21 protein-coding genes are annotated in these 19691 nt (G+C 62.2%); 12 read left to right on the top strand and 9 right to left on the bottom strand.

Annotated elements, in window-relative coordinates; translation table 11 throughout:
* Positions 1–16 precede the first annotated feature (16 nt).
* From D6201_RS07860 to yihA, 6 genes are all read left to right on the top strand, one after another.
* Positions 17–745 carry an alpha/beta hydrolase gene (locus tag D6201_RS07860; protein WP_193725692.1) on the top strand — a complete coding sequence of 243 codons (729 nt, stop codon included), beginning with the start codon at positions 17–19 and terminating at the stop codon, positions 743–745.
* Positions 746–816: 71 nt separating this feature from the next.
* Complete coding sequence (rpmH, locus tag D6201_RS07855; protein WP_120048289.1) at positions 817–951, top strand: 50S ribosomal protein L34; 135 nt, start codon at positions 817–819, stop codon at positions 949–951.
* 328 nt (positions 952–1279) lie between these two features.
* Positions 1280–1651: a ribonuclease P protein component gene (gene rnpA, locus D6201_RS07850; protein WP_120048288.1), complete on the top strand. Its 372-nt coding sequence runs from the start codon at positions 1280–1282 to the stop codon at positions 1649–1651.
* On the top strand, positions 1648–1857 hold the full coding sequence (gene yidD / locus D6201_RS07845; RefSeq protein ID WP_120048287.1) for a membrane protein insertion efficiency factor YidD: 210 nt from the start codon (positions 1648–1650) through the stop codon (positions 1855–1857). The genes rnpA and yidD overlap by 4 nt, the downstream gene beginning before the upstream one ends.
* 48 nt (positions 1858–1905) lie before the next feature.
* On the top strand, positions 1906–3678 hold the full coding sequence (gene yidC, locus D6201_RS07840; protein WP_120048286.1) for a membrane protein insertase YidC: 1773 nt from the start codon (positions 1906–1908) through the stop codon (positions 3676–3678).
* Positions 3675–4319 (top strand): ribosome biogenesis GTP-binding protein YihA/YsxC, encoded by a 645-nt coding sequence (gene yihA / locus D6201_RS07835; RefSeq protein WP_120048285.1) that lies wholly within the window; start codon positions 3675–3677, stop codon positions 4317–4319. Before yidC ends, yihA begins: the two co-directional genes overlap by 4 nt.
* A gap of 205 nt (positions 4320–4524) precedes the next feature.
* Here the strand turns inward: yihA and D6201_RS07830 are convergent, their stop codons facing one another.
* Positions 4525–6843: an EAL domain-containing protein gene (locus D6201_RS07830; RefSeq protein ID WP_120048284.1), complete on the bottom strand. Its 2319-nt coding sequence runs from the start codon at positions 6841–6843 to the stop codon at positions 4525–4527.
* Between the two features lie 196 nt (positions 6844–7039).
* Between D6201_RS07830 and D6201_RS07825 the strand changes: the two genes are divergently transcribed.
* Genes D6201_RS07825 through D6201_RS07810 form a run of 4 tightly spaced genes read left to right on the top strand, consistent with a single transcriptional unit; the run spans position 7040 to position 10713 of the window.
* A complete protein-coding gene (locus D6201_RS07825; RefSeq protein ID WP_120048283.1) occupies positions 7040–7705 on the top strand; it encodes a glutathione S-transferase family protein in 666 nt (221 codons plus the stop codon).
* Positions 7702–8847: a succinyl-diaminopimelate desuccinylase gene (dapE, locus tag D6201_RS07820; protein ID WP_277949487.1), complete on the top strand. Its 1146-nt coding sequence runs from the start codon at positions 7702–7704 to the stop codon at positions 8845–8847. Before D6201_RS07825 ends, dapE begins: the two co-directional genes overlap by 4 nt.
* A 5-nt stretch (positions 8848–8852) precedes the next feature.
* Positions 8853–10136, top strand: a complete 1284-nt coding sequence (locus D6201_RS07815) for a dicarboxylate/amino acid:cation symporter (protein WP_120048282.1) — start codon at positions 8853–8855, stop codon at positions 10134–10136.
* 13 nt (positions 10137–10149) lie between these two features.
* A complete protein-coding gene (locus D6201_RS07810; protein ID WP_120048281.1) occupies positions 10150–10713 on the top strand; it encodes a DUF7010 family protein in 564 nt (187 codons plus the stop codon).
* 3 nt (positions 10714–10716) lie between these two features.
* On the opposite strand, the gene nth is transcribed toward D6201_RS07810, so the two are convergent.
* From nth to dapB, 3 genes are read right to left on the bottom strand one after another with little or no spacing between them, the layout of a single operon-like run.
* Positions 10717–11367: an endonuclease III gene (nth, locus tag D6201_RS07805; protein WP_120048280.1), complete on the bottom strand. Its 651-nt coding sequence runs from the start codon at positions 11365–11367 to the stop codon at positions 10717–10719.
* Positions 11364–12023: a DUF6891 domain-containing protein gene (locus tag D6201_RS07800; protein WP_120048279.1), complete on the bottom strand. Its 660-nt coding sequence runs from the start codon at positions 12021–12023 to the stop codon at positions 11364–11366. Before D6201_RS07800 ends, nth begins: the two co-directional genes overlap by 4 nt.
* Complete coding sequence (dapB, locus tag D6201_RS07795) at positions 12020–12748, bottom strand: 4-hydroxy-tetrahydrodipicolinate reductase (protein ID WP_120049288.1); 729 nt, start codon at positions 12746–12748, stop codon at positions 12020–12022. The genes D6201_RS07800 and dapB overlap by 4 nt, the downstream gene beginning before the upstream one ends.
* A gap of 35 nt (positions 12749–12783) precedes the next feature.
* Between dapB and D6201_RS07790 the strand changes: the two genes are divergently transcribed.
* Positions 12784–13485 (top strand): NAD-dependent deacylase, encoded by a 702-nt coding sequence (locus D6201_RS07790; protein WP_120049287.1) that lies wholly within the window; start codon positions 12784–12786, stop codon positions 13483–13485.
* On the opposite strand, the gene D6201_RS07785 is transcribed toward D6201_RS07790, so the two are convergent.
* From D6201_RS07785 to mutM, 5 genes are all read right to left on the bottom strand, one after another.
* Entirely contained in the window at positions 13482–14285 is an 804-nt protein-coding gene (locus D6201_RS07785; protein WP_120048278.1) for an ion transporter, read from the bottom strand. The two genes, D6201_RS07790 and D6201_RS07785, sit on opposite strands and share 4 nt — an antisense overlap.
* Positions 14286–14340: 55 nt before the next feature.
* Positions 14341–15126, bottom strand: a complete 786-nt coding sequence (locus D6201_RS07780; RefSeq protein WP_120048277.1) for a HesA/MoeB/ThiF family protein — start codon at positions 15124–15126, stop codon at positions 14341–14343.
* 355 nt (positions 15127–15481) lie between these two features.
* On the bottom strand, positions 15482–16942 hold the full coding sequence (dnaA, locus tag D6201_RS07775) for a chromosomal replication initiator protein DnaA (protein WP_120048276.1): 1461 nt from the start codon (positions 16940–16942) through the stop codon (positions 15482–15484).
* 470 nt (positions 16943–17412) lie between these two features.
* Positions 17413–17673 (bottom strand): 30S ribosomal protein S20, encoded by a 261-nt coding sequence (gene rpsT / locus D6201_RS07770; RefSeq protein ID WP_120048275.1) that lies wholly within the window; start codon positions 17671–17673, stop codon positions 17413–17415.
* 414 nt (positions 17674–18087) lie between these two features.
* Complete coding sequence (gene mutM / locus D6201_RS07765) at positions 18088–18903, bottom strand: bifunctional DNA-formamidopyrimidine glycosylase/DNA-(apurinic or apyrimidinic site) lyase (RefSeq protein WP_120048274.1); 816 nt, start codon at positions 18901–18903, stop codon at positions 18088–18090.
* Between the two features lie 55 nt (positions 18904–18958).
* Between mutM and D6201_RS07760 the strand changes: the two genes are divergently transcribed.
* On the top strand, positions 18959–19690 hold the full coding sequence (locus tag D6201_RS07760; protein WP_120048273.1) for a class I SAM-dependent methyltransferase: 732 nt from the start codon (positions 18959–18961) through the stop codon (positions 19688–19690).
* Position 19691: the final 1 nt, after the last annotated feature.

Below are 19691 nucleotides of genomic sequence, written 5' to 3'. Positions count from 1 at the left end.
TGCCATGCATCTGGCGATGCTTCCGCGCTGTGTCCTCTCGTTCTTGCCACTGCTGATCGCCGCACCCACTTGCGCGCAGGATCATGTGGTGGTGGAGGAGTGGGTCGAGGTCACGACATCCGCTTCGCGCCATGTCTCGCCCGAGCATGAAGCAGCCGAAACACGGGCGATCGATGCATTCGGCCCGTTCCGCGTGCTCGACGAGAACACCGTTGCGCTGGTCGATATCACCGACAGCCGCTCGCCCCGACAATTCGCCGCACTGCTCGCCGAATATCCCGCCATCGAAGTCGTCGAATTTGTCGAAGCGCCGGGCACGCATGACGATATCGCCAATCTGCGCGTGGGCCGCATGATCCGCGAGAACTATATTGCGACGAGAGCGCCCGAAGGCGGCTCCATACGCTCGGGTGCGGTGGAGCTTTTTCTAGCCGGGGCGGAACGGGAAATCCACGAAGGCAGCGAATTTGCCGTGCATGGCTGGCTGGACGATTACGGACGCGGCGCACAGGACTATCCCGCCAGCGCGCCCGAGCATCGCCGTTATCTGGACTATTATGCCGAAATGGGCATGGAGGAGAGCGAGGCCGCTGCATTCTACGCCATGACCAATTCGGTCCCGTTCGAGAACGCGCGCTGGCTGAGCGGCGCGGAGATGGCCGGATGGATCGGTGTCGAGCCAACGGCGTCCAGCGCGACCGCGCCGCGCCTCACCTATCTTGACTTGCCGCCCCTGCCGCAGTAAGCGCTGCCCCACATGAGGCCGCCCGAGCAATCGGCGGCCCGTTTTATTTCTGATTTGCAAGGTATCGAACCATGAAGCGCACTTTCCAGCCGAGCAATCTCGTGCGTGCCCGCCGCCACGGCTTCTTCGCCCGCAAGGCAACCCCGGGTGGCCGCAAGGTCCTGCGCAATCGCCGCCGTCGCGGTCGCAAGAACCTTTGCGCGTAATTTGCTTTAAGATCGCGCATCCGCGCGATCATCCTGGTGATTCTTTGTTTTTCGATCCGACCTCCGTCGGATCGTCCTCGCTAGACGCGCAGCAAGCTGCGCCCGCTGCGGGCGGGCGTTTGCCCTTGCCTCGCTCTGCTCGGAGCTCCGCAGAGCTTTCGTGATGTTGCGCAAGGATCGAGCGCGTTCAGCGCACGACAGAGGCCGAACGGCCGACCGCAGGTGCCCCGCAGCGGAGCGGAGGGAATAGCACCGAGGACGTCCGCGCGGATGCGCGGACGCAAACAAAAGACTCGGTCACATTCGCCATCCTCCCTATCTCGTTTCCATGACCCCCACGGTCCTCACCAAACGCGCCGATTTCCTTGCGGCGAATCGCGGGCTTCGCGTCGCGCGGCCGGGCTTCGTGCTGCTGGCACGGCCCAATGGGGGCGAGGGCGTGCGCTACGGGATCACGGTCACCAAGAAGATCGGCAATGCCGTGGTGCGCAACCGGATGAAGCGGCGTTTTCGCGAATTGCTGCGCGGGGCGCTCACCGACCACGGCCTGCCTGATCACGATCACGTGCTTATCGGGCGCGAGGGCGGCGTCGAGCGAGACTTCGCGCAAATGGGTGAGGATCTGCGAATCGCGCTCGATCGCGCAACGCAGGGCAAGGGCAATCGCCCGCGCAGGCCGCGAAAGGGCAGTCGGCGATGAAGCGGTTGTTTATCCTGATCGCGCGCGGCTGGCAGCTCGGCCCGAGCCGCATCCTGCCGCCCACCTGCCGCTTCCAGCCTTCTTGCAGCGCATACGCCATCGAGGCGCTCGAACGGCATGGCGCGATAAGGGGTGGATGGCTGGCGACGAAGCGTATATTGCGCTGCAATCCCTGGGGGGGACATGGCCACGATCCGGTTCCATGAGGAGCCACTGCCTGCCCCGTGACATAATTCTCGACGGACCTCGATACCTTGGACAATCAGCGTAACCTCATCCTCGCCGTCGTGCTGAGCGCGATCCTGCTGTTCGGCTGGGATTTTGCCATGCGGACCTATTTCCCGGAGCCGGAAGAGGCGCCGACCAACATGGCGAACCGGGAGGACGCGCCGATGCAGCGCGTCGACGGCGAGCTGTCCGCACCCGGCGGCGACACAAGCATTGATGCGGGCCCGGTCGATCTCGAAACGGCGCTGGCGAGCGGTGAGCGCGTTGCGATCGACGCGGCGGAGATTCGCGGCTCGATCAATCCGACAGGCGCGCGGCTCGACGACATCGATCTCAAGACCCATCGCCAGACGGTGGAGCAGGATAGCGGCCCGATCCGCCTGTTCGCGCCGGCCGGCACGGCAGGCCAGCACTTTGCGCAATTCGGCTGGGTGGGCGAGGGTGTCTCTCTGCCCGATGCAAATACGCAGTGGCAGGTGTCCGAGGGCGATACGCTGACGCAGGAAACGCCCGTTACGCTTCGCTACGACAATGGCGAAGGGCTGCGTTTTCTGCTGCGCTACGCTATCGACGAACATTACATGCTCACCGTCACGCAGGCCGTGGCGAATGTGGGCGAAGGCACTATTGCGCTGCGCCCCTACGCCTTCGTCAACCGGACCAGCGCGACCGCTAGCCTGAGCACCTGGAACGTCCATTCCGGCCCCATCGCGGCGACCGGCGAGGGCGTGAATTTCGACTGGGATTACGACGAGGTGCTGGAGGAAGGCCCGGTTACCTTTGGCTCCGACACGGACTGGATCGGCTTTACCGATATCTACTGGCTTTCCGCGCTTATCGCCGAGGAAGGTCAGGCGGCATCGGGCGCGTTCCGATCTTCGGGAGGCGACACCTACCGCGCAGACCTGATCTACGACCCCGTCACGATCGGCGCGGGCCAGACTGTCACCCGCACCACGCGCCTGTTCGCTGGCGCCAAGGAAAGCGGGCTGCTCGACGAATACCAGGCACAGGGTGTCGAGCGTTTCGGCAACGCCATTGACTGGGGCTGGTTCGCCTGGATCGCCTGGCCGATGTGGCAGGTGCTGATCTTCCTGTTCGGACTGGTCGGCAATTTCGGCGTGGCAATCGTCTGCCTGACGCTCATCATCCGGCTGATCCTGTTCCCGATCGCGCAGAAGCAATTCCATTCCATGGCGCAGATGCGCGCCGTGCAGCCGAAGATGAAGGCGCTTCAGGAACGCTACAAGGACGACAAGCCCAAGCTCCAGCAGGAGATGGCGAAGCTCTACAAGGAAGAGAAGGTCAATCCGCTGGCGGGCTGCCTGCCGATCTTCATCCAGATCCCGATCTTCTTCGCGCTCTACAAGGTGCTGCTGCTGGCGATCGAAATGCGTCACCAGCCTTTCCTTTACATCCAGGATCTCTCGGCGCGCGACCCGGCGACCATTCTCAATCTCTTCGGCCTGCTCGATTTCACGCCGCCAAGCTTCCTGGCCATCGGCGTTCTCGCCGTGCTGCTGGGCTTCACCATGTGGCTGCAGTTCAAGCTCAACCCGGCGGCGATGGATCCGATGCAGCAGCAGATCTTCATGCTGATGCCGTGGGTGCTGATGTTCGTGATGGCGCCGTTTGCCGCAGGCTTGCTGCTCTACTGGATCAGCAACAACGTGCTGACGCTGGCGCAGCAATGGTATCTCTATTCGCGCAATCCGCAGCTGAAAGCGCAGATGCTGAAGGACAAGGAAGAGAAACTACGCGCGGCCGAGCGTGAGAAGGCAGAGAAGGCCGCGGAGTGACCCCCGAACTCGAACAGGACCTGGCAGCAGAGGCGCGCCGACTTTTCTCGGGGCGGGTGGAATTCCTGCTATCCGCGCCGCAGCTTAAATTCATCCCCGATCCCGACTTTCCCGAGGTGGCCTTCTGCGGCCGCTCCAATGTCGGCAAGAGTTCGCTCATCAACGCACTGACCGGGCGCAGGAGCATTGCCCGCACGTCGGTGACGCCGGGGCGCACGCAGGAGCTAAATTTCTTCGAAGTCGGCGAGCCGACGCAGTTCCGCCTGGTCGATATGCCGGGCTATGGCTTTGCCAAGGCGCCTGTGAAAGTCGTCGAGAAATGGCGCAAGCTCGTGCGCACCTTCCTGCGCGGGCGCGTGCCGCTGCGGCGGACGATGGTGCTGGTCGACAGTCGCCATGGGCTGAAAGACAGCGATCGCGACATGATGACCATGCTGGACGAGGCGGCCGTGGGTTACCGGCTGGTGCTGACCAAGGCCGACAAGATCAAGGCGAGCGCTCTGGAGAAAGTCACCGAGGCCGTGCGCGAAGAAGCGCGCAAGCATCCCGCAGCATTTCCGCACGTGCATGTAACCAGCGCGGAAAAAGGCATGGGCCTCGACGAGCTGCGGGCGGCCATGCTTTTCGATATCCGACAGTAGGTCCGCTCAAGCGCATTGCCCCACCGGTCGGCGAGACGGATCCCAGACACAAAAAAGGGCGCCTGAGGCACCCTCTTTCGCTTGATTTTTGCTGGCCTGTTAGACGTGACGTCCGCCCCAAAGCCAGTCCCAAAAACTTCTACCCATAGGAAGTCTCCTGTTAACTGAAGACAGTCCTAGCGTTAACCAACGATGTTTGTAAAGTCTAAACCATATTCGTTAGGCGGCGATCTTGGCTATCCTTCTGATAGGAAAGGATTTTGGTAAATTCTACCGGTCTCGAAATGGCGAAACCCTGGGCCACGAGACAGCCTGAATCACGCAAGATCGTTAACGTCGCGGCATCTTCGACGCCTTCCGCGACGACGATGATTCGCAAATCCTTTCCGAGTTGCAGGATGTTGCGCACGATGCCTGCCGCCTTGGGATCGGATGTCATGCGCGAGACGAACATCCGGTCTATCTTGAGTTCGCCGAAGGGGAGCCGAAGCAGTGCCTCGAGGCTTGCTGCGCCAACGCCGAAATCGTCCATGGAAATCTTCAGGCCGAGCGCGCGCAATTTTTCCATGACCTCCGCCGCGCGTTCGAGATTGGAGATGCGGTAGGTTTCGGTGATTTCGAGCGTCAGCCTGCCCGGATCGAACCCGGTCCGCCGCAAGGCGTCGGCCACCATGTCCACGACAGCGTCTTCATGCATGAGCGTCGCCGAGATATTCACCGCAACCGGGAAATTGTGCCCCGCATCTTCGAACGCGTTGCCCGCGCGGCAGGCTTCTTCGAGGACAAAGCGCGTGAGATGCGTCATCCGGCCGGCGGTCTCGCATTGGCGGATGAAACTGTCTGGAGGGATCAGGCCCTTGGCTGGATCGCGCCAGCGCACCAGCGCCTCGACGCCGATGACTTCTCCGGTCTGCACCATGATCTTTGGCTGGTAGGCCAGGAAAATCTCGCCATTGCCGAGCGCCGCATCGATGCGCGCCTGCAGGGAGATGTTCCAGATCAGATCCTCTTCCGACGTCGCATCGGCGATGATCAGCGGATCGTATGTCTCGTTCGTTTGCTCGGCCACGTCGACGGCCGATGCCAAGCGCCGCGCGATATTGGGGCTGGGGGTAATGTCGACGCCGAATGTGATGCCGACATCGACTTGCTGGTCCCCCACGATAAGAGGCGCGGAGAACAATGCGCGCAGCCCTTCCAGGTGTTCCTGCAGCAGTCCCGGTTCTTTTTCCCCCATCGTCCACGCGATCATATGGCCCTGGCCGATATGGATCGTCGCATCCTGGGTCGCGGCTTTCAGACGCGATATGATCCGCAGGACGTATTCCGAGTGCATTTCCTTTGGCAGGGTGCGACGAACCTGCTCGAAACGATGGATCTTCGCGACGATGATCGCAGGCAAGTCCTGCGCGATCTTTTCACTGCCCTCCATCGCGGCGAATGTCGGCAGGTTCGTTTCCGGATCAACGAGCGCAAAAGAATCTTTCCAGCGCGTGCGGAGTCGGAAAAATCCGTAGACACCGAGAAGGGCGAGAGCATCAGACGCGCTAACGCGCCAGCCAAGATAAGCAGTAATGAGAAGAGCGATCGGCGCGGATAGCGCGACGACTGCATATCCAATTCGCCTTAGCCGTGCGCCAGGCAGTTGAGATACCGCCAAAAGCAGAATGATGGTCACCATAAGTGGAGGAAACCACGGGACGAAAATAATTCGATCTGAAAAAAGGCTTTCGGCGGCCAGCACTTGCACGAGAGTTGACGAAACGCCCGTAAGGCCGGGGATGTCCAGGCTCATCCGATCGTCATCGGTTTCGCTACCAACGACGATGGTCTTTCCTTCAACCGTCTCTGGCGAGAAGTTGGCCATCGCAACATTTCGCAATGTCAAAGTGGGCAATGTCTCCAAGGCAACATCATATGCGATCGGAAAGCTGTCTTTACCTGCCGCGTCGATCCGCGCTGCTTTCGCGGACAGGTTCGGCAGCATCCCGTCCACAGTGGCGATCTCGTACTGCGCGTCCCAAGCGAGACCCATGAAATTTTTGTAGAGATCGCTACCAACGGGCTGGACACCGTCAGCGACCGCTTCGACGGAGCCTGACTCTTGCCGTTGTCCATCGATACCTGTCTGAGTCTTCTGAACAAGAAACGCCTCGCCTTCAAAAGAACGCAGCGCCTCATTCAACGACCTGTCAACTTCGGCGTTCGTAGGTGTATCGAATACGCCATCAACAAAGATCCTATTGGCACCCGCCGCGTTGAGTTGACGGATCGCCTGAGCAAGCTGGCGGCGTCTCTCCGGGTAATCGGGATCGGTAAAGTCCGATTCGTCGCTGACATAAACGAATTCGCCAGAGGCTGGCTCCGAGACCGCGCGACTCTGCATCGCCCAGAAAACCTGATCGATCGGATGCAGCAGCGTCAGCACGCCGAGGACGAGCGCGATCGCGCCTGCCCACACGGCATGCTTCAGGCGTTCGAGCCGCCGTGCCTTTCGCTGCTTCTTCGGTTTGGCGTCCGCCACCGATTGCCCTCGTTTTGCGATCCCGCACGAAGCGAGAAGGCTGCTCTGGCACAGGATGGTAAACAAACCCGAAACCCAAAGGATTCAGCCGGTATGCAGCTTGAGAAACAGGGCGGCGCACGGCATGCCGTTCAGGCTCGACAGGCTTTGCCTTAACGGCTAGCCCTTCGCGCCAACAGGGGACACGGAAACGCGCATGAAGCTTATTATCGGCAACAAGAATTATTCCAGCTGGTCGCTGCGCGGCTGGCTGGCGGCTAAGCAGAGCGGCCTCAATTTCGAGGAATGGACGGTCCCGCTCTACGGCGACGATTGGGAGGCCATGAAAGGCGCGAAGGGTGAATTCCGTCCTTCGGCGGGCAAGGTTCCGGTGCTGTGGGACGGCGATACGGTGGTGTGGGACAGCCTCGCCATCATGGAATATCTGGGCGACAAGGTCGGGCGCGATCGTTTCTGGCCGAAGTCCGACGATGCGCGTGGGATGGCCCGCGCGATGGTGGCGGAAATGCATTCCTCCTACATGTCGCTGCGGCGCAACTGCCCGATGAATATCCGCGCCGAAGCGCGCGTCGAACTGGCCGAGGAAACCAAGGCCGATATCGTGCGTATCCTCGGCCTCTGGGCCGAGGCGAGAGCGCGCTTCGGAAAGGGCGGGCCATTCCTGTTCGGCACATTCAGTGCAGCCGACATTTTCTACGCGCCCGTCGTCAGCCGCTTCCTGACTTACGGCATCGGCGTGCCGGGCTTTGCGGAAACCTACATGCAGTCCGTCTGGGAGCATGACTGGATGCAGCACTGGGTCGACGCGGCCCGGGCCGAGGAGTGGACGATCTCTCAGTTCGAAGTGGGGCAGGAAGCGTGAGCGCCGATCCGCTCGCCAATACGCGCCATCTGATGGCATGTGAAAGCGTGACCCCGGCGCGCGGCGCAGTTTTCGACATGATGGAGGAGATGCTCGCCCCGCTAGGGTTCCAGGTGCATCGCTTCATCCGAGGCGAGGGACCGGAAGGCAGCGAGGAGGAGCCGGTCGAAAATCTCTTTGCCATTCGCCACGGGCCCGAAGGGTCCAAGCATTTCGCCTTTGCCGGACATCTCGACGTGGTGCCGCCGGGCGAGGGTTGGGAAAGCGGCGCGTTCGAGCCTGAGGAGCGCGGCGAGCTGCTCTACGGCCGAGGCGCGGTCGACATGAAGGGTGCGATCGGTTGCATGGTCGCTGCCGTCGCCGACATTCCGGCGGATGCGGGGACGATCAGTTTCGTCATTACCGGCGACGAGGAAGGCCCGGCGCTTCACGGCACGCGCGCGCTGATCGATCTGATGCGCGAGCGCGGAGAGATCCCTGATCTGTGCCTCGTCGGTGAGCCGACCAGCGTGAACAAGCTCGGCGACATGATGAAGATCGGGCGGCGCGGATCGGTGAATATCTGGTTGGAAGCTGAGGGCACGCAGGGTCACGTCGCCTATCCCCACCTTGCCGACAATCCGATGCCAAAAATGGTCGCGATCCTGGCCGAGCTCGATGCCTTGGTGCTCGACGAGGGGACCGAGTGGTTCCAGCCGAGCAATCTCGAGATCACCGAATTCAACGTGCCGAACAAGGCGCACAACGTCATTCCCGGGAAAGCGACCGCGCGGATATCGATCCGCTTCAATGATTTGCATTCGGGCGCTTCGCTGTCCGAAAGGGTCACCACCATCGCCGGAAAGCATGGTGGCACCGCGCGGCCCGTCATCAGCGGTGAGCCGTTCCTGACGCCGCCTGGCGATTTTTCCCGAGCGATTGCTGCCGCGATCGAGGCGGAGACGGGCATCGACCCGGAAAGCTCGACCACCGGCGGCACGTCCGATGCGCGCTTCCTGAAGGATTTGTGCCCGGTAATCGAATTCGGCCTGGTGAACGCGACCATGCACAAGACGGACGAGGCAGTGGCCATTGCCGACCTTGCTACGCTAAGCCGGATATACCGCCGCATCGCGATGACGGCGCTGGGTGAGGGGACGTAGAAAAAATGCTGAAAGCCTGGTTCGCCATTCCGCTGTGGCAGCGCGTTGTCGCCGCGCTGATCCTCGGCGGCATCACCGGCTATTTCTGGGGTCCAGGTGCCGAAAGCATCAAGATCATCGGCGATATCTTCATCGATTTCATCAAGATGCTGATTGTCCCGCTGATCTTTTTCAGCGTGGTTTCCGGTGTTGCGAGCATCGGCAATCTCGGCAAGCTCGGCAGCGTAGGCTGGCGCGCGATCCTGCTGTTCGTCATCACCGGGCAAGTGGCGGTGTGGCTGGGCCTGGCGCTCGGCACATGGTTCGAACCGGGCGTCGGCCTTGACACATCGGCCATCCCGATGGGCGACACGCCCGAGCCTGCCGCTTTCGACTGGCGCGAAATGCTGCGTTCGATGATCCCGGTCAGCCCGGTGGGCGTGATGGCGAATGTGCAAGTCCTGCCGCTTATCGTCTTCTCTCTGCTGGTTGGCATCGGCATCCTGCTGGCGCGCGGCGATGTGGAGGATGACGACGAGGCCGAAACCGATAGCGGCGTGCGCGGCGCGGCCATGATCGCGCGCGCTTTCGATGGCGGTGCGCTCATCTTCCAGAAGATCACCATCCTCGTGATGGAGCTGACCCCCTTCGGCGTCTTCGCGCTGATGGCCTGGGTCGTCGGGATCCTCGGCCTCGACGCAGTCGTCGCGCTCGCCAAGCTGGTGGGCATGAATTACCTTGGCTGTCTGCTGATCATCGGCGTGATGTATACCGGGATCCTCGCTTTCATGGCGCGAGTGTCGATCGGCGGCTTCTTCCGCGGCATGGTGGACGCGATCGCGGTCGCCTATTCCACCGCCAGCTCCAGCGCGACGCTGCCCGTGACCCTGCGCTGCACCCAGCGCAATCTGGGCGTCAGCAAGCCGACTTCCAGCTTTGTCGTGTCCCTTGGTTCTACCATCAACATGGACGGCACTGCGATGTATCTGGGCCTTGCCACGCTATTCGGCGCGCAGATCTTCGGTGTCGATCTCTCGACCACCGACTATCTGATGATCGCCCTGCTGGCGACGGTCGGCAGCATCGGCGCGGCGGGCATTCCGGGCGGCGGCCTCGTGATGATGGGCGCGATCTTCACGGCGGTTAAGGTGCCGCTCGAAACCATCGCCTTCGTCGCCGGGGTGGACCGGATCATGGACATGATGCGGACCGCCACGAATGTCACCGGCGATGCCACCGTCACGGTCGCCACGGCAAGCGCGATGGGCGAAATCGACAAGGGTGAGCTGAAAAGCGCCGACGACGTTTGAGGGGGCACATCTGATGACGGATTATGACCGTATGCCGCTGGCGGAAGCGCGGCGTGACTACCTCGCAAACAGCACCGCAGCGATGCCGATCGGCGGCCTTATTGCTTGGGGCGCGCTCGCGATAGCCTATGCTCTTGTGCCGGACGGCCTGCCGTCCTTCCTGCCCTATGTGGCTGCGGCGATACCTGTTCCGATTGCGCTCGCCATCGACGCGCTGCGCGGCGAGCTGCATTACTGGAGGCAGGGGCAGGACAACCCGGTAAGCCAGCTGTTCATGCGTTTCATCACGGTCGTCGCCATGTTGATCCCGTTGGTCATCATCGCGGCCACGGCATTGCAGGACGTGGCATTCCTCGTCCTCGGCCTTGCCATATTCGCGGGCCTCGTCTGGGTGCCGCATGGATGGGGTGCCGACGACACAGCCGGGTTCGTGCATTTCGTGATACGGGCTGCAGGTTGCTACGCGGCCTATCTGCTCACGCCGCAGCCTTACACGGCCGCTGCCGTCGCGGGCGTGGCGGCGCTCACCTATGTGTATGCTATCATCGCGATGAAAAAGCCCGCCTCGGTGCGCTAGCGCTTACCGCCCCTTCGGCTTCTCCGTCACCTTCTTTCGATAGCTGCACAGATCCACGACCTTGCAGCGCCAGCATTCGGGCGTGCGCGCCTTGCAGGTGTAGCGCCCATGCAGGATAAGCCAGTGATGCGCATGCAGGCGGAAGGGCTGCGGCACGCGCTTTTCCAGCTTCGCCTCGACCTGCTCGGGCGTCTTGCCCTTGGCTAACCCCGTGCGATTGCCGACGCGCAATATATGCGTGTCGACGGCGAAGGTTTCCTGCCCGAACCAGCAATTGAGCACGACATTCGCTGTCTTGCGGCCCACGCCCGGCAGGCGGACGAGATCGTCACGCGTGTCGGGAACTTCGCCGTCATATTCGTCGACCAGCATTTGCGAGAGCGCGATGACGTTCTTCGCCTTTGAATTGAAAAGGCCGATGGTCTTGATGTGCTCCACCAGCGCATCGTGGCCCAGATCGAGCATCTGTTGCGGCGTTTCGACCTTGGCGAAGAGCGCGCGGGTCGCCTTGTTCACGCCTATGTCGGTCGCTTGCGCCGAGAGCGCCACGGCGACGGCGAGCTGATAGGCATTCCCGTACTCGAGCTCGGTTTCCGGATCGGGATTGTCCTCCGCCAGACGGCGGAAGAATTCGAAGATCTGATCTTTTGTCATCGTCCGAAAAGTCGGCGGAAAAAACCGCTCGCTTTCGCGTCTGACGCTTCCGTTGTCTCGGACTCAGAGCCCTGGTCGGACCATTCAGCGCGTTTCTTCCAAACGAGATCGACGATGCTCATTCGCGTTTCGGGATCGCCCGACCAGTCGACGGCAAAGCCGCCTTCGCGCACCGCCGCAACTATTTCCTCGCCCAGTTCGCGCTTTGCCTTTTCACCTTCCGCGATTGAATCATATCCGAGAAATAGGGGCATCGCATCTACAGCGCGTTCCACGTCCTGCCCATGGTAGTAGACGAAGCCTCGATATTCTCGGTCCGATGCTTCACGGATGGTCTGCCAGGCATCGTCATGCGCGTCGCTGGTTGTGTAGCCAACATTATGGAGCGACAAGATGTCGCAAGTCTCAAGTGCCGCAAATACTTCATCGAGCTTGTCCCAATCCGTGCGAGCTGGCCATCCAGCTTCCGCAACGCGCTTCTTCGCCATCAACGCGTTGCCGTATTCGCGCAGCACATCGACATGCGTGGCTGAATCCTTGTCGTATGTCAGGTCGCCGCAGTACAATTCCAAATCGTCTTCGTTGAAGAAGCCTGACCAGACGAGGACGCGCAGCTGGTCGCGGTAGTAATCGAGTGCGTCTTCCGATCCACTCACAGCCCAAGCACGTCCTGCATAGTGTAGCGCCCCGGCGGTTTGCCGATCAGCCATGCGGCCCCGCGCACCGCACCGCGGGCGAAGATGGAGCGGTTTTCGGCCGAGTGGGCGAGGGTGATGCGCTCCTGCTCGCCTGCGAAGATCACCGAATGCTCGCCCGCTACCGTTCCGCCGCGCAGTGCCGCGAAGCCGATCGCTCCCTCCGCGCGCTTGCCGATATGGCCGTCCCGCCCGCTTTCGGTGTTCTCGGCAAGGTCCACCCCGCGCGCCTCGGCTGCCGCTTCGCCGAGCAGCAGCGCCGTACCCGATGGTGCATCGACCTTCATCCGGTGATGCATTTCGAGCACTTCGATGTCCCACTCCGGCCCCAGCCGCGCCGCGGCCTCTTTCACGAGATGCGCCAGCAGCGTTACGCCGAGTGAGGTGTTGCCCGTCTGCAGGACGGGGATACCGTTTGCGGCTTCATCGAGCGCAGCGTGGTGCTCATCGGCAAGGCCTGTCGTGCCGATCAGTATCGGCACGCCGGCTCTGCGCGCGGAGGCGAGATTTTCCGCCAGGGCATCGGGCGCGGAAAAATCCACCAGAGCATCGGCATGACCCGCAACGTCGGCCGGATCATGCCCGCGATCGACGCCGCCCGCGCATTCATGCTCGCCTGTCGCCAGGACTTCGGCAATCGCCAGCCCCATCCGCCCCTCGCTGCCGATTATGCCGATACGTGCCATTGCCTCTCCTGTGCTGGGCATGCTTCATGCAGGGCATGGCAGTCATTCGCAATATCGTGATCCTGACAGGCGCGGGGATTTCCGCTGAAAGCGGCCTGAAGACCTTCCGCGCAGAGGATGGCCTTTGGGAGGATCACCCGGTCGAAGAGGTGGCAACGCCCGAAGGCTTCGCCCGGGATCCGGCACTGGTGCAGCGCTTCTACGACGAACGTCGGGCCAATATCGTGGCCGCGGAGCCGAACGCTGCCCACCAGGCGATCGGGCGATTGGACGCGCAATTCGGCGGCGAATTGCTCATCGTCACGCAGAATATCGACGATTTGCATGAGCGGGGAGGGGCGCGCCGGGTCCACCACATGCATGGCGAGGGGCTGTCCGTCTGGTGCAGGGCCTGCGATGTGCGCCACCGCTGGACAGGGACGCTGGGCGATGGCCCCGCTTGCCCTGCCTGCGGCGAAGCGGCGATGCGGCCCGACATCGTCTGGTTCGGCGAGATGCCCTACGATCTCGATCGCATCTTCGCCGCCGTTGCGCAGGCCGATCTGTTCGTCAGCATCGGGACAAGCGGAGCGGTCTACCCCGCAGCAGGGCTGGTTGCCGAAGCGAACCGCGGCGGAGCGCGCACGCTGGAGCTCAATCTCGAACGCAGCGCCGGATCGCACCTCTTCGACGAAACGCGCCTTGGCCCTGCGAGCGAGCTGGTGCCGCAATGGGTGGAAGAGGTGCTGCGGGCCTAATCGCCTCTGTCTGCAGCGGCGCGCAGCTTGCCGATATCGTCTCTCAGCCCGCGCAATTCACGCAGGATCTCTTCTCGCTCGTCATGGGCCTCTTCATCCGTAGCTTCCGACATCGCGTTCACGATCACACCGATGAAGAGGTTGAGCACGATGAAGCTGGTGACGAGGATGAAGGGCACGAAGAAGGCCCAGGCGCACGGAAAGACTTCCATCACCGGGCGCACGATGCCCATCGACCAGCTTTCCAGCGTCATGATCTGAAAAAGCGAATAGAGCGATGCGCCCAGCGTGCCGAACCATTCGGGAAAAGCCGCGCCAAACAGCTTCGTCGCCATGACCGCGCTGATATAGAACAGCAGCAAGAGCATGACGATGACGGTGCCGATGCTGGGGATGGCGCTGAACAGGCCGACAATGACGCGCCGCATGCTCGGCACGACGGAAATGAGGCGCAGCGCACGAAGGATCCGCAGAGCGCGCAGCACCGAAAATTCACGCGACGCCGGAACGAGCGCGGCGCTCACGATGAGCAAGTCGAAGACGTTCCAGCCATTGCGGAAGAAGGCGAAGCGATAGGCGAAGAGCTTCAGCGCAAGTTCGACAACGAAGATGGCGATGGCGATCCTGTCCAGCAGGCCGACGATATCGCCGTAACTCGCCATGATGGCTGGCGACGTCTCCATGCCCAGACCAAGTGCATTGACAACAATCACCGCGATGATCGCGCGGTCGAAGATGCGCGTTTCGATGAGCCTGCGCACGCGGCTTTGCAAGGTCTCGGGCTGGGCGGACGCGGTCATTGCGGCGGGCATGTAATCGCTTCCAGACCGACTGCACAGCGCTTAATGCGTTGCCTCAATCGAGGTGGCCTGAGCAGGCCTTGCAATCCGGGTCTTTCGCAATCGTCAGCGTCCGCATGCCCGGCTTCAGACCGTCCATCAGCTGCAGCTGGCCCCAGCCGGGCTCGCCCATTTGCGGGGCGACGAGGATGCGGATGGCTTGCATCGCCGAAAGGGTGCCGACCCAGCCGACCATTGCGCCCAGCACGCCGTCCTCGGCGCAGGTGTCGCAATCCTCGGAATCGAAGGCGTCTCCTACGAAACAGCGATAGCAGGCCTCGGCCGGCAGATGTCCGGCAAATGCCCCGACCTGTCCCTGAAAGCGGCCGATTGCGGCGGAAAGCAACGGCACATGTGCCGCGACGCAAGCGTCCGAGACGGCGAGTCGGGTGGCGAAATTGTCCGTTCCGTCGATGACCAGATCTGCGCCGTCGATCATGGCGCGCGCATTGTCCGTCGTGGCCCGAGTGTCCGAAATCGAAACCTCTATCTGCCGATCGAAATTGGCGAGCCAGCGGCGCGCGGAGACGGCCTTGCCATGGCCGATATCGCGCATCGCATAGAGGGTCTGGCGCTGAAGGTTGCTCGCCTCGACATCGCCATCGTCCACCAGCGTGAAGCGACCGATCCCCGCCCCTGCAAGATATTGCAGCACCGGCGATCCGATCCCGCCCAGCCCGATCACTGCGACATGGCTGCGCGCCAGCCGTACCTGCCCCGCGCCGCCGATTTCGGGCAGCACGATATGCCGAGCGAAGCGGTCGAGCCTGTCCTCGGAAAGTGGGTGCGGGGCGTCATCCATGATCCACCCTCCCTAGCCGGATCGCCGCGCCGGTAAAGTTTTGCGGAACGGCTGCCCTACAGCCTGTGGCGAAAGGCATACAGCGCGGATGATTTGTCCGGCCTGTGGAAATGCGCGGATTGGGCGGAGGTGGCGACGCAGGTGTTCAGTCTGCTTTATGGAAGTAAGCCTATGTAATCACGTCAAAAAAGGCAAGTGCATCGCTTGAAAAGTGTCGATTTCAACAAGTGTACGCCTCGTGCACAAGGCTGTGCATGACTTGCGGACAAGCCTGTGGATCTCGCCGGGAGAACGCCCTTCGATGTGTCTGTCGGCAAGTTTGTCGATATCGTGTGGAGAAGCGGCCGGTAGCCGATCAGCTCTCGAGCTGGCGCAGCAGGCTGCGCACATCGCCGTCCATATCGGCGTCCCGCTCGCGCAGATCCTCGATCAGGCGCACGGCATGGATCACGGTCGAGTGATCGCGCCCACCGAACTTACGCCCGATTTCGGGGTAGCTGCGCGGGGTCAGCACCTTGGACAGATACATCGCCACCTGGCGCGGACGAACCACGGCGCGCGCGCGGCGCTTGGACGACATCTCGCTGCGGTCGATGCGGTAGAACTGGCACACCGTGCGCTGAATCTCGTCGATCGTGATGCGGCGGCGATTGGCCGACAGGATATCGGTCAGCTGCTCTTCGGCCAACTGGAGCGAGACTTCCTGTCCGGTCAGCTGGGCGTAGGCGATCAGTTTGTTGAGTCCGCCCACCAGCTCGCGCACATTGCGGCTGACAGTGCGGGCGAGGAAGTCGATCACGTCCGCGGGCACTTCGAGCGGGGCGAAGCGCGTCAGCTTGGATTCCAGGATCGCGCGGCGCAGCTCGATATCGGCGGGCTGGATGTCGGCGACAAGGCCCATGGAGAGGCGGCTGAGCAGGCGCGGCTCGACACCGTCGAGCGCCTGCGGCGCGCGATCTGCGGCGAAGACCAGGCGCTTGCCCTCGGCAAGCAGCGCATCGATCGTGTAAAGCAGCTCTTCCTGCGCAGCGGCCTTGCCGATGATGAACTGGATATCGTCCACCAGCAGCAGGTCAAAAGCGCGCAGGCGGGCCTTGAACTCGATCATCTCGTTCGATTTCAACGCCTGGACGAATTCGACCATGAAGCGCTCTGCGCTGCAGTAGAAGATGCGGGCGCGGGGGAAGGCCTGGAGGTAGGAATGGCCGATCGCGTGCAGCAGGTGCGTCTTGCCCTGACCGGTCGCGGCCTTGAGATAGAGCGGGCTGAATTGCGGCTTTTCGGCCTTGCTCATGCGCTCGGCGGCATTCTTGGCGAGCACGTTTGTGCTTCCGGTGATGAACGCGGCGAACGTCTGGCTGGGATCGAGTCCGACGCTGGATGTAAAACCATCGTCGCCGATCGACTCCATAGCGAGCGTCGAATCGTTCGCGGCCCGATGGCCGAAGCCGTCATGCCCACGCAGATCGAATTCGGCGATCTTGCGGCGGCCGGGATGAACCTTGATGGCGATGTGGCGCACTTCGGAAGAAGCGATCTTCCAGGCGAGCGATAGCCGGTCGTGATAGCGGTCCTTCACCCAATTCGCGGAGAATTCGGTCGGCAAGAAAAGATCGAGTGTGCCGTCGGCCTTGTCGAGCTTGCCCAGCTGGATCGGCTTGATCCATTGCGTAAAGAGCTGATGGCCGAGGTCTTTGCGAAGCCCCTGGCTGATATCCGCCCAATCGGCCGCCAGGTCCAGCGCTTCGCGATCCTCCATATTGTCCTCTGCCACCTTGTCTTTAGACGCATTGATGCGGCCGCTATGCGGTCCCATTCTGATCATCGCTGTAATCCCGTCCTCAATAAGCTGAGCCGGCTTCCCCTGCCTTGGTCGCCTCTCCAACCGACGCGAAAGACAAAGCTTCCCCTTCCAGCGGGCTCAGGCAGCCCGTCGGGTCTTTCGTGTCGATAACTCTCATGTGATGGCTACGATGGAGATCACCGCCGCCTCGAATGCTGTTATGAACCACTCCTCGCGGCGGGCAAGGGTCGCATGACAAATTTATTAAAATTTAGGTTCTTGACTCGTCCCTAAGCCGCAGAGCTGCGTTCATCGCTTTGAAAAATGGCGATTTTCTTGTGACAGTCCCGCGAATCGCGGTTTTTCCTGCACTTAGTCCGCAGCGCGCCCGCCAGCTTCGCAGATGCAAAAACGGGGCCGGTGGACAACCACCGACCCCGTTCCGATTTCGTTCCGCTTTTCGCTGTCCGCGCCGCTGCGAATCGCGCGGCGGCGGACCCGAATCAGAGCGCGGCGACCCGCTTGCTCAACCGGCTCATCTTGCGAGCCGCGGTGTTCTTGTGGAGCACGCCCTTGGCGACGCCCTTCGCGATTTCGGGCTGCGCATCCTTGAGAGCGGCCGTCGCGGCCTTCTTGTCGCCTTCGGCAACGGCCGTTTCGACCTTCTTCACCTGCGTGCGGATGCGGCTGATGCGCGCGCCATTGATCTCGGCACGGTTGTTGTTGCGACGAATGCGCTTCTTGGCTTGCGGCGTATTGGCCATGTGTCAGTCCTGTATCTCGACCGTCCGCGAACGGCCGGGCATATGCTTTCATAGAATCGGTAAAACGGGCGCAAAAGCGCCTGAACGGCGGCTCACATAAGGTCGAGAGCCGGGAAGGTCAATGTTTGTGGTGTTTGTTTGCTTTTCGATCCGACATCCGTCGGATCGTCCTCGCTAGACGCGCAGCAGAGCTGCGCCCGCTGCGGGCGGGCGTTCGCCCTTGCCTCGCTGTGCTCGGAGCTCTGCGACCAGCCCTCTTGGAAAGCGCAAGCATCGGGCGCGACCAGCGCCCGACAGAGCGCGAACGCGCGACCGCAGGTGCCCCGGACCCCGGACTTGATCCGGGGGAGGGAACAGCACCGAGGACGCACCCGCGGATGCGTGTACGAAACAAACAAATCACCCCAAAACAACCTACCCCTGACACGCCGGACAGAACCAGGTGCTCCGCCCGCCCTGGACCACGCGTCGGATGACTCCGTCATCGCAGCGCAGGCAGGGTTCGCCCTCGCGGCCATAGACCTGGAAGCGCGTGGCGAAATAGCCGAGTTCGCCATCGGGCCGGGCGTAATCGCGCAAGCTCGAGCCGCCATCGCGGATGGACTGTTCGAGCACGGCGCGGATGGCGGGCACCAGCCGTTCCAGGGCGGGGCGATAGACGCGGCCGCCGGCCTTGCGCGGATGAATTCCGGCCATGAACAGAGCCTCGCACACATAGATATTGCCAAGGCCGGCGACGATTTTCTGGTCGAGCAGCAACAGCTTGATCGCCTGCTTGCGGCCCCGGATGGCGCGGCGAAGATGGTCGGCGTCGAGCGCGTCGCCGAGCGGCTCCGGCCCCATCATCGCAAAGGCCGGCCAGGCGTCCAGCGCGACCGTGTCCACCAGATCGACATAGCCGAAGCGGCGCGGATCGTTGAGCGCGAAGCGATTGCCCGCGGTTTCGATGACGAGATGATCGTGCTTTTCGTCTGTCTCGGGATCGATCCGCCAGCGACCGCTCATGCCGAGATGGAAGATCATCGTCGTGTCGCGATCGGTGTGAAGCAGGCCGTATTTCGCGCGGCGACCGAGACCTGTGATGCGTGCGCCCGTCATCGCCTGGCGCAGGTTCGGCGGAAAAGGGAACCGCATGTCTGGCCGGTTGAGCAACAGGCGCTCGACCCGCTCCCCTTCGAGAAAGCGCGCCAGCCCGCGTACGGTGGTTTCGACTTCTGGAAGCTCGGGCATGGCCAGCCCTTTATCACCCTTTGCGCTGCGCTCAATTCCCCCTAAAGCGCGCCGCATGAGCGATACAGTCAGTTTCGGCTACGAAGACGTCGCCCCGGAAGAGAAGACCGCGCGCGTGAGCGGCGTGTTTTCCAACGTGGCGAGCAAATACGATATCATGAACGATGCGATGTCGGGCGGCATGCATCGGCTCTGGAAGGACCAGTTCGTGCGGCGCGTAAAACCGCAGCCGGACGAGGCAATCCTGGATATGGCCGGCGGCACGGGCGACATCGCCTTCCGCATGGCGGAGCGCGGGGCGGAAGTTGTCGTCGCCGATATCAATCAGGACATGCTCGATGTCGGTATCGAGCGGGCGATGGATCGCGGTCTCGATGGGCTATCGTGGTCGCAGCAGAATGCGGAGACGCTGACCTATCCCGATCGTCAGTTCGATGCCTACACCATCGTCTTCGGCATCCGGAACGTGACCTATATCGACAAGGCCCTTCGCGAAGCGCACCGCGTGTTGAAATATGGCGGCCGGTTCTATTGCATGGAATTCAGCACCACCGAGTGGGGTGGGTTCAAGGAAGTCTACGACCTTTATTCGCACAAGATCATGCCGCAGATCGGCAAGGCGGTTGCGAATGACGAGGAAAGCTACCGCTATCTGGCGGAAAGCATTCGCCGCTTCCCGAAACCGGCCGAATTCGAGCGGATGACCCGGGAGGCCGGCTTCGCCCGCACGAAGGTCGAGCCGATTCTGGGCGGCGCCGTCGCCATCCATTCGGGATGGAAGATATAGG

Source organism: Aurantiacibacter aquimixticola (genome assembly GCF_003605475.1).
Classification (GTDB): domain Bacteria; phylum Pseudomonadota; class Alphaproteobacteria; order Sphingomonadales; family Sphingomonadaceae; genus Alteraurantiacibacter; species Alteraurantiacibacter aquimixticola_B.
This window is presented reverse-complemented; position numbering and strand designations above follow the sequence as displayed.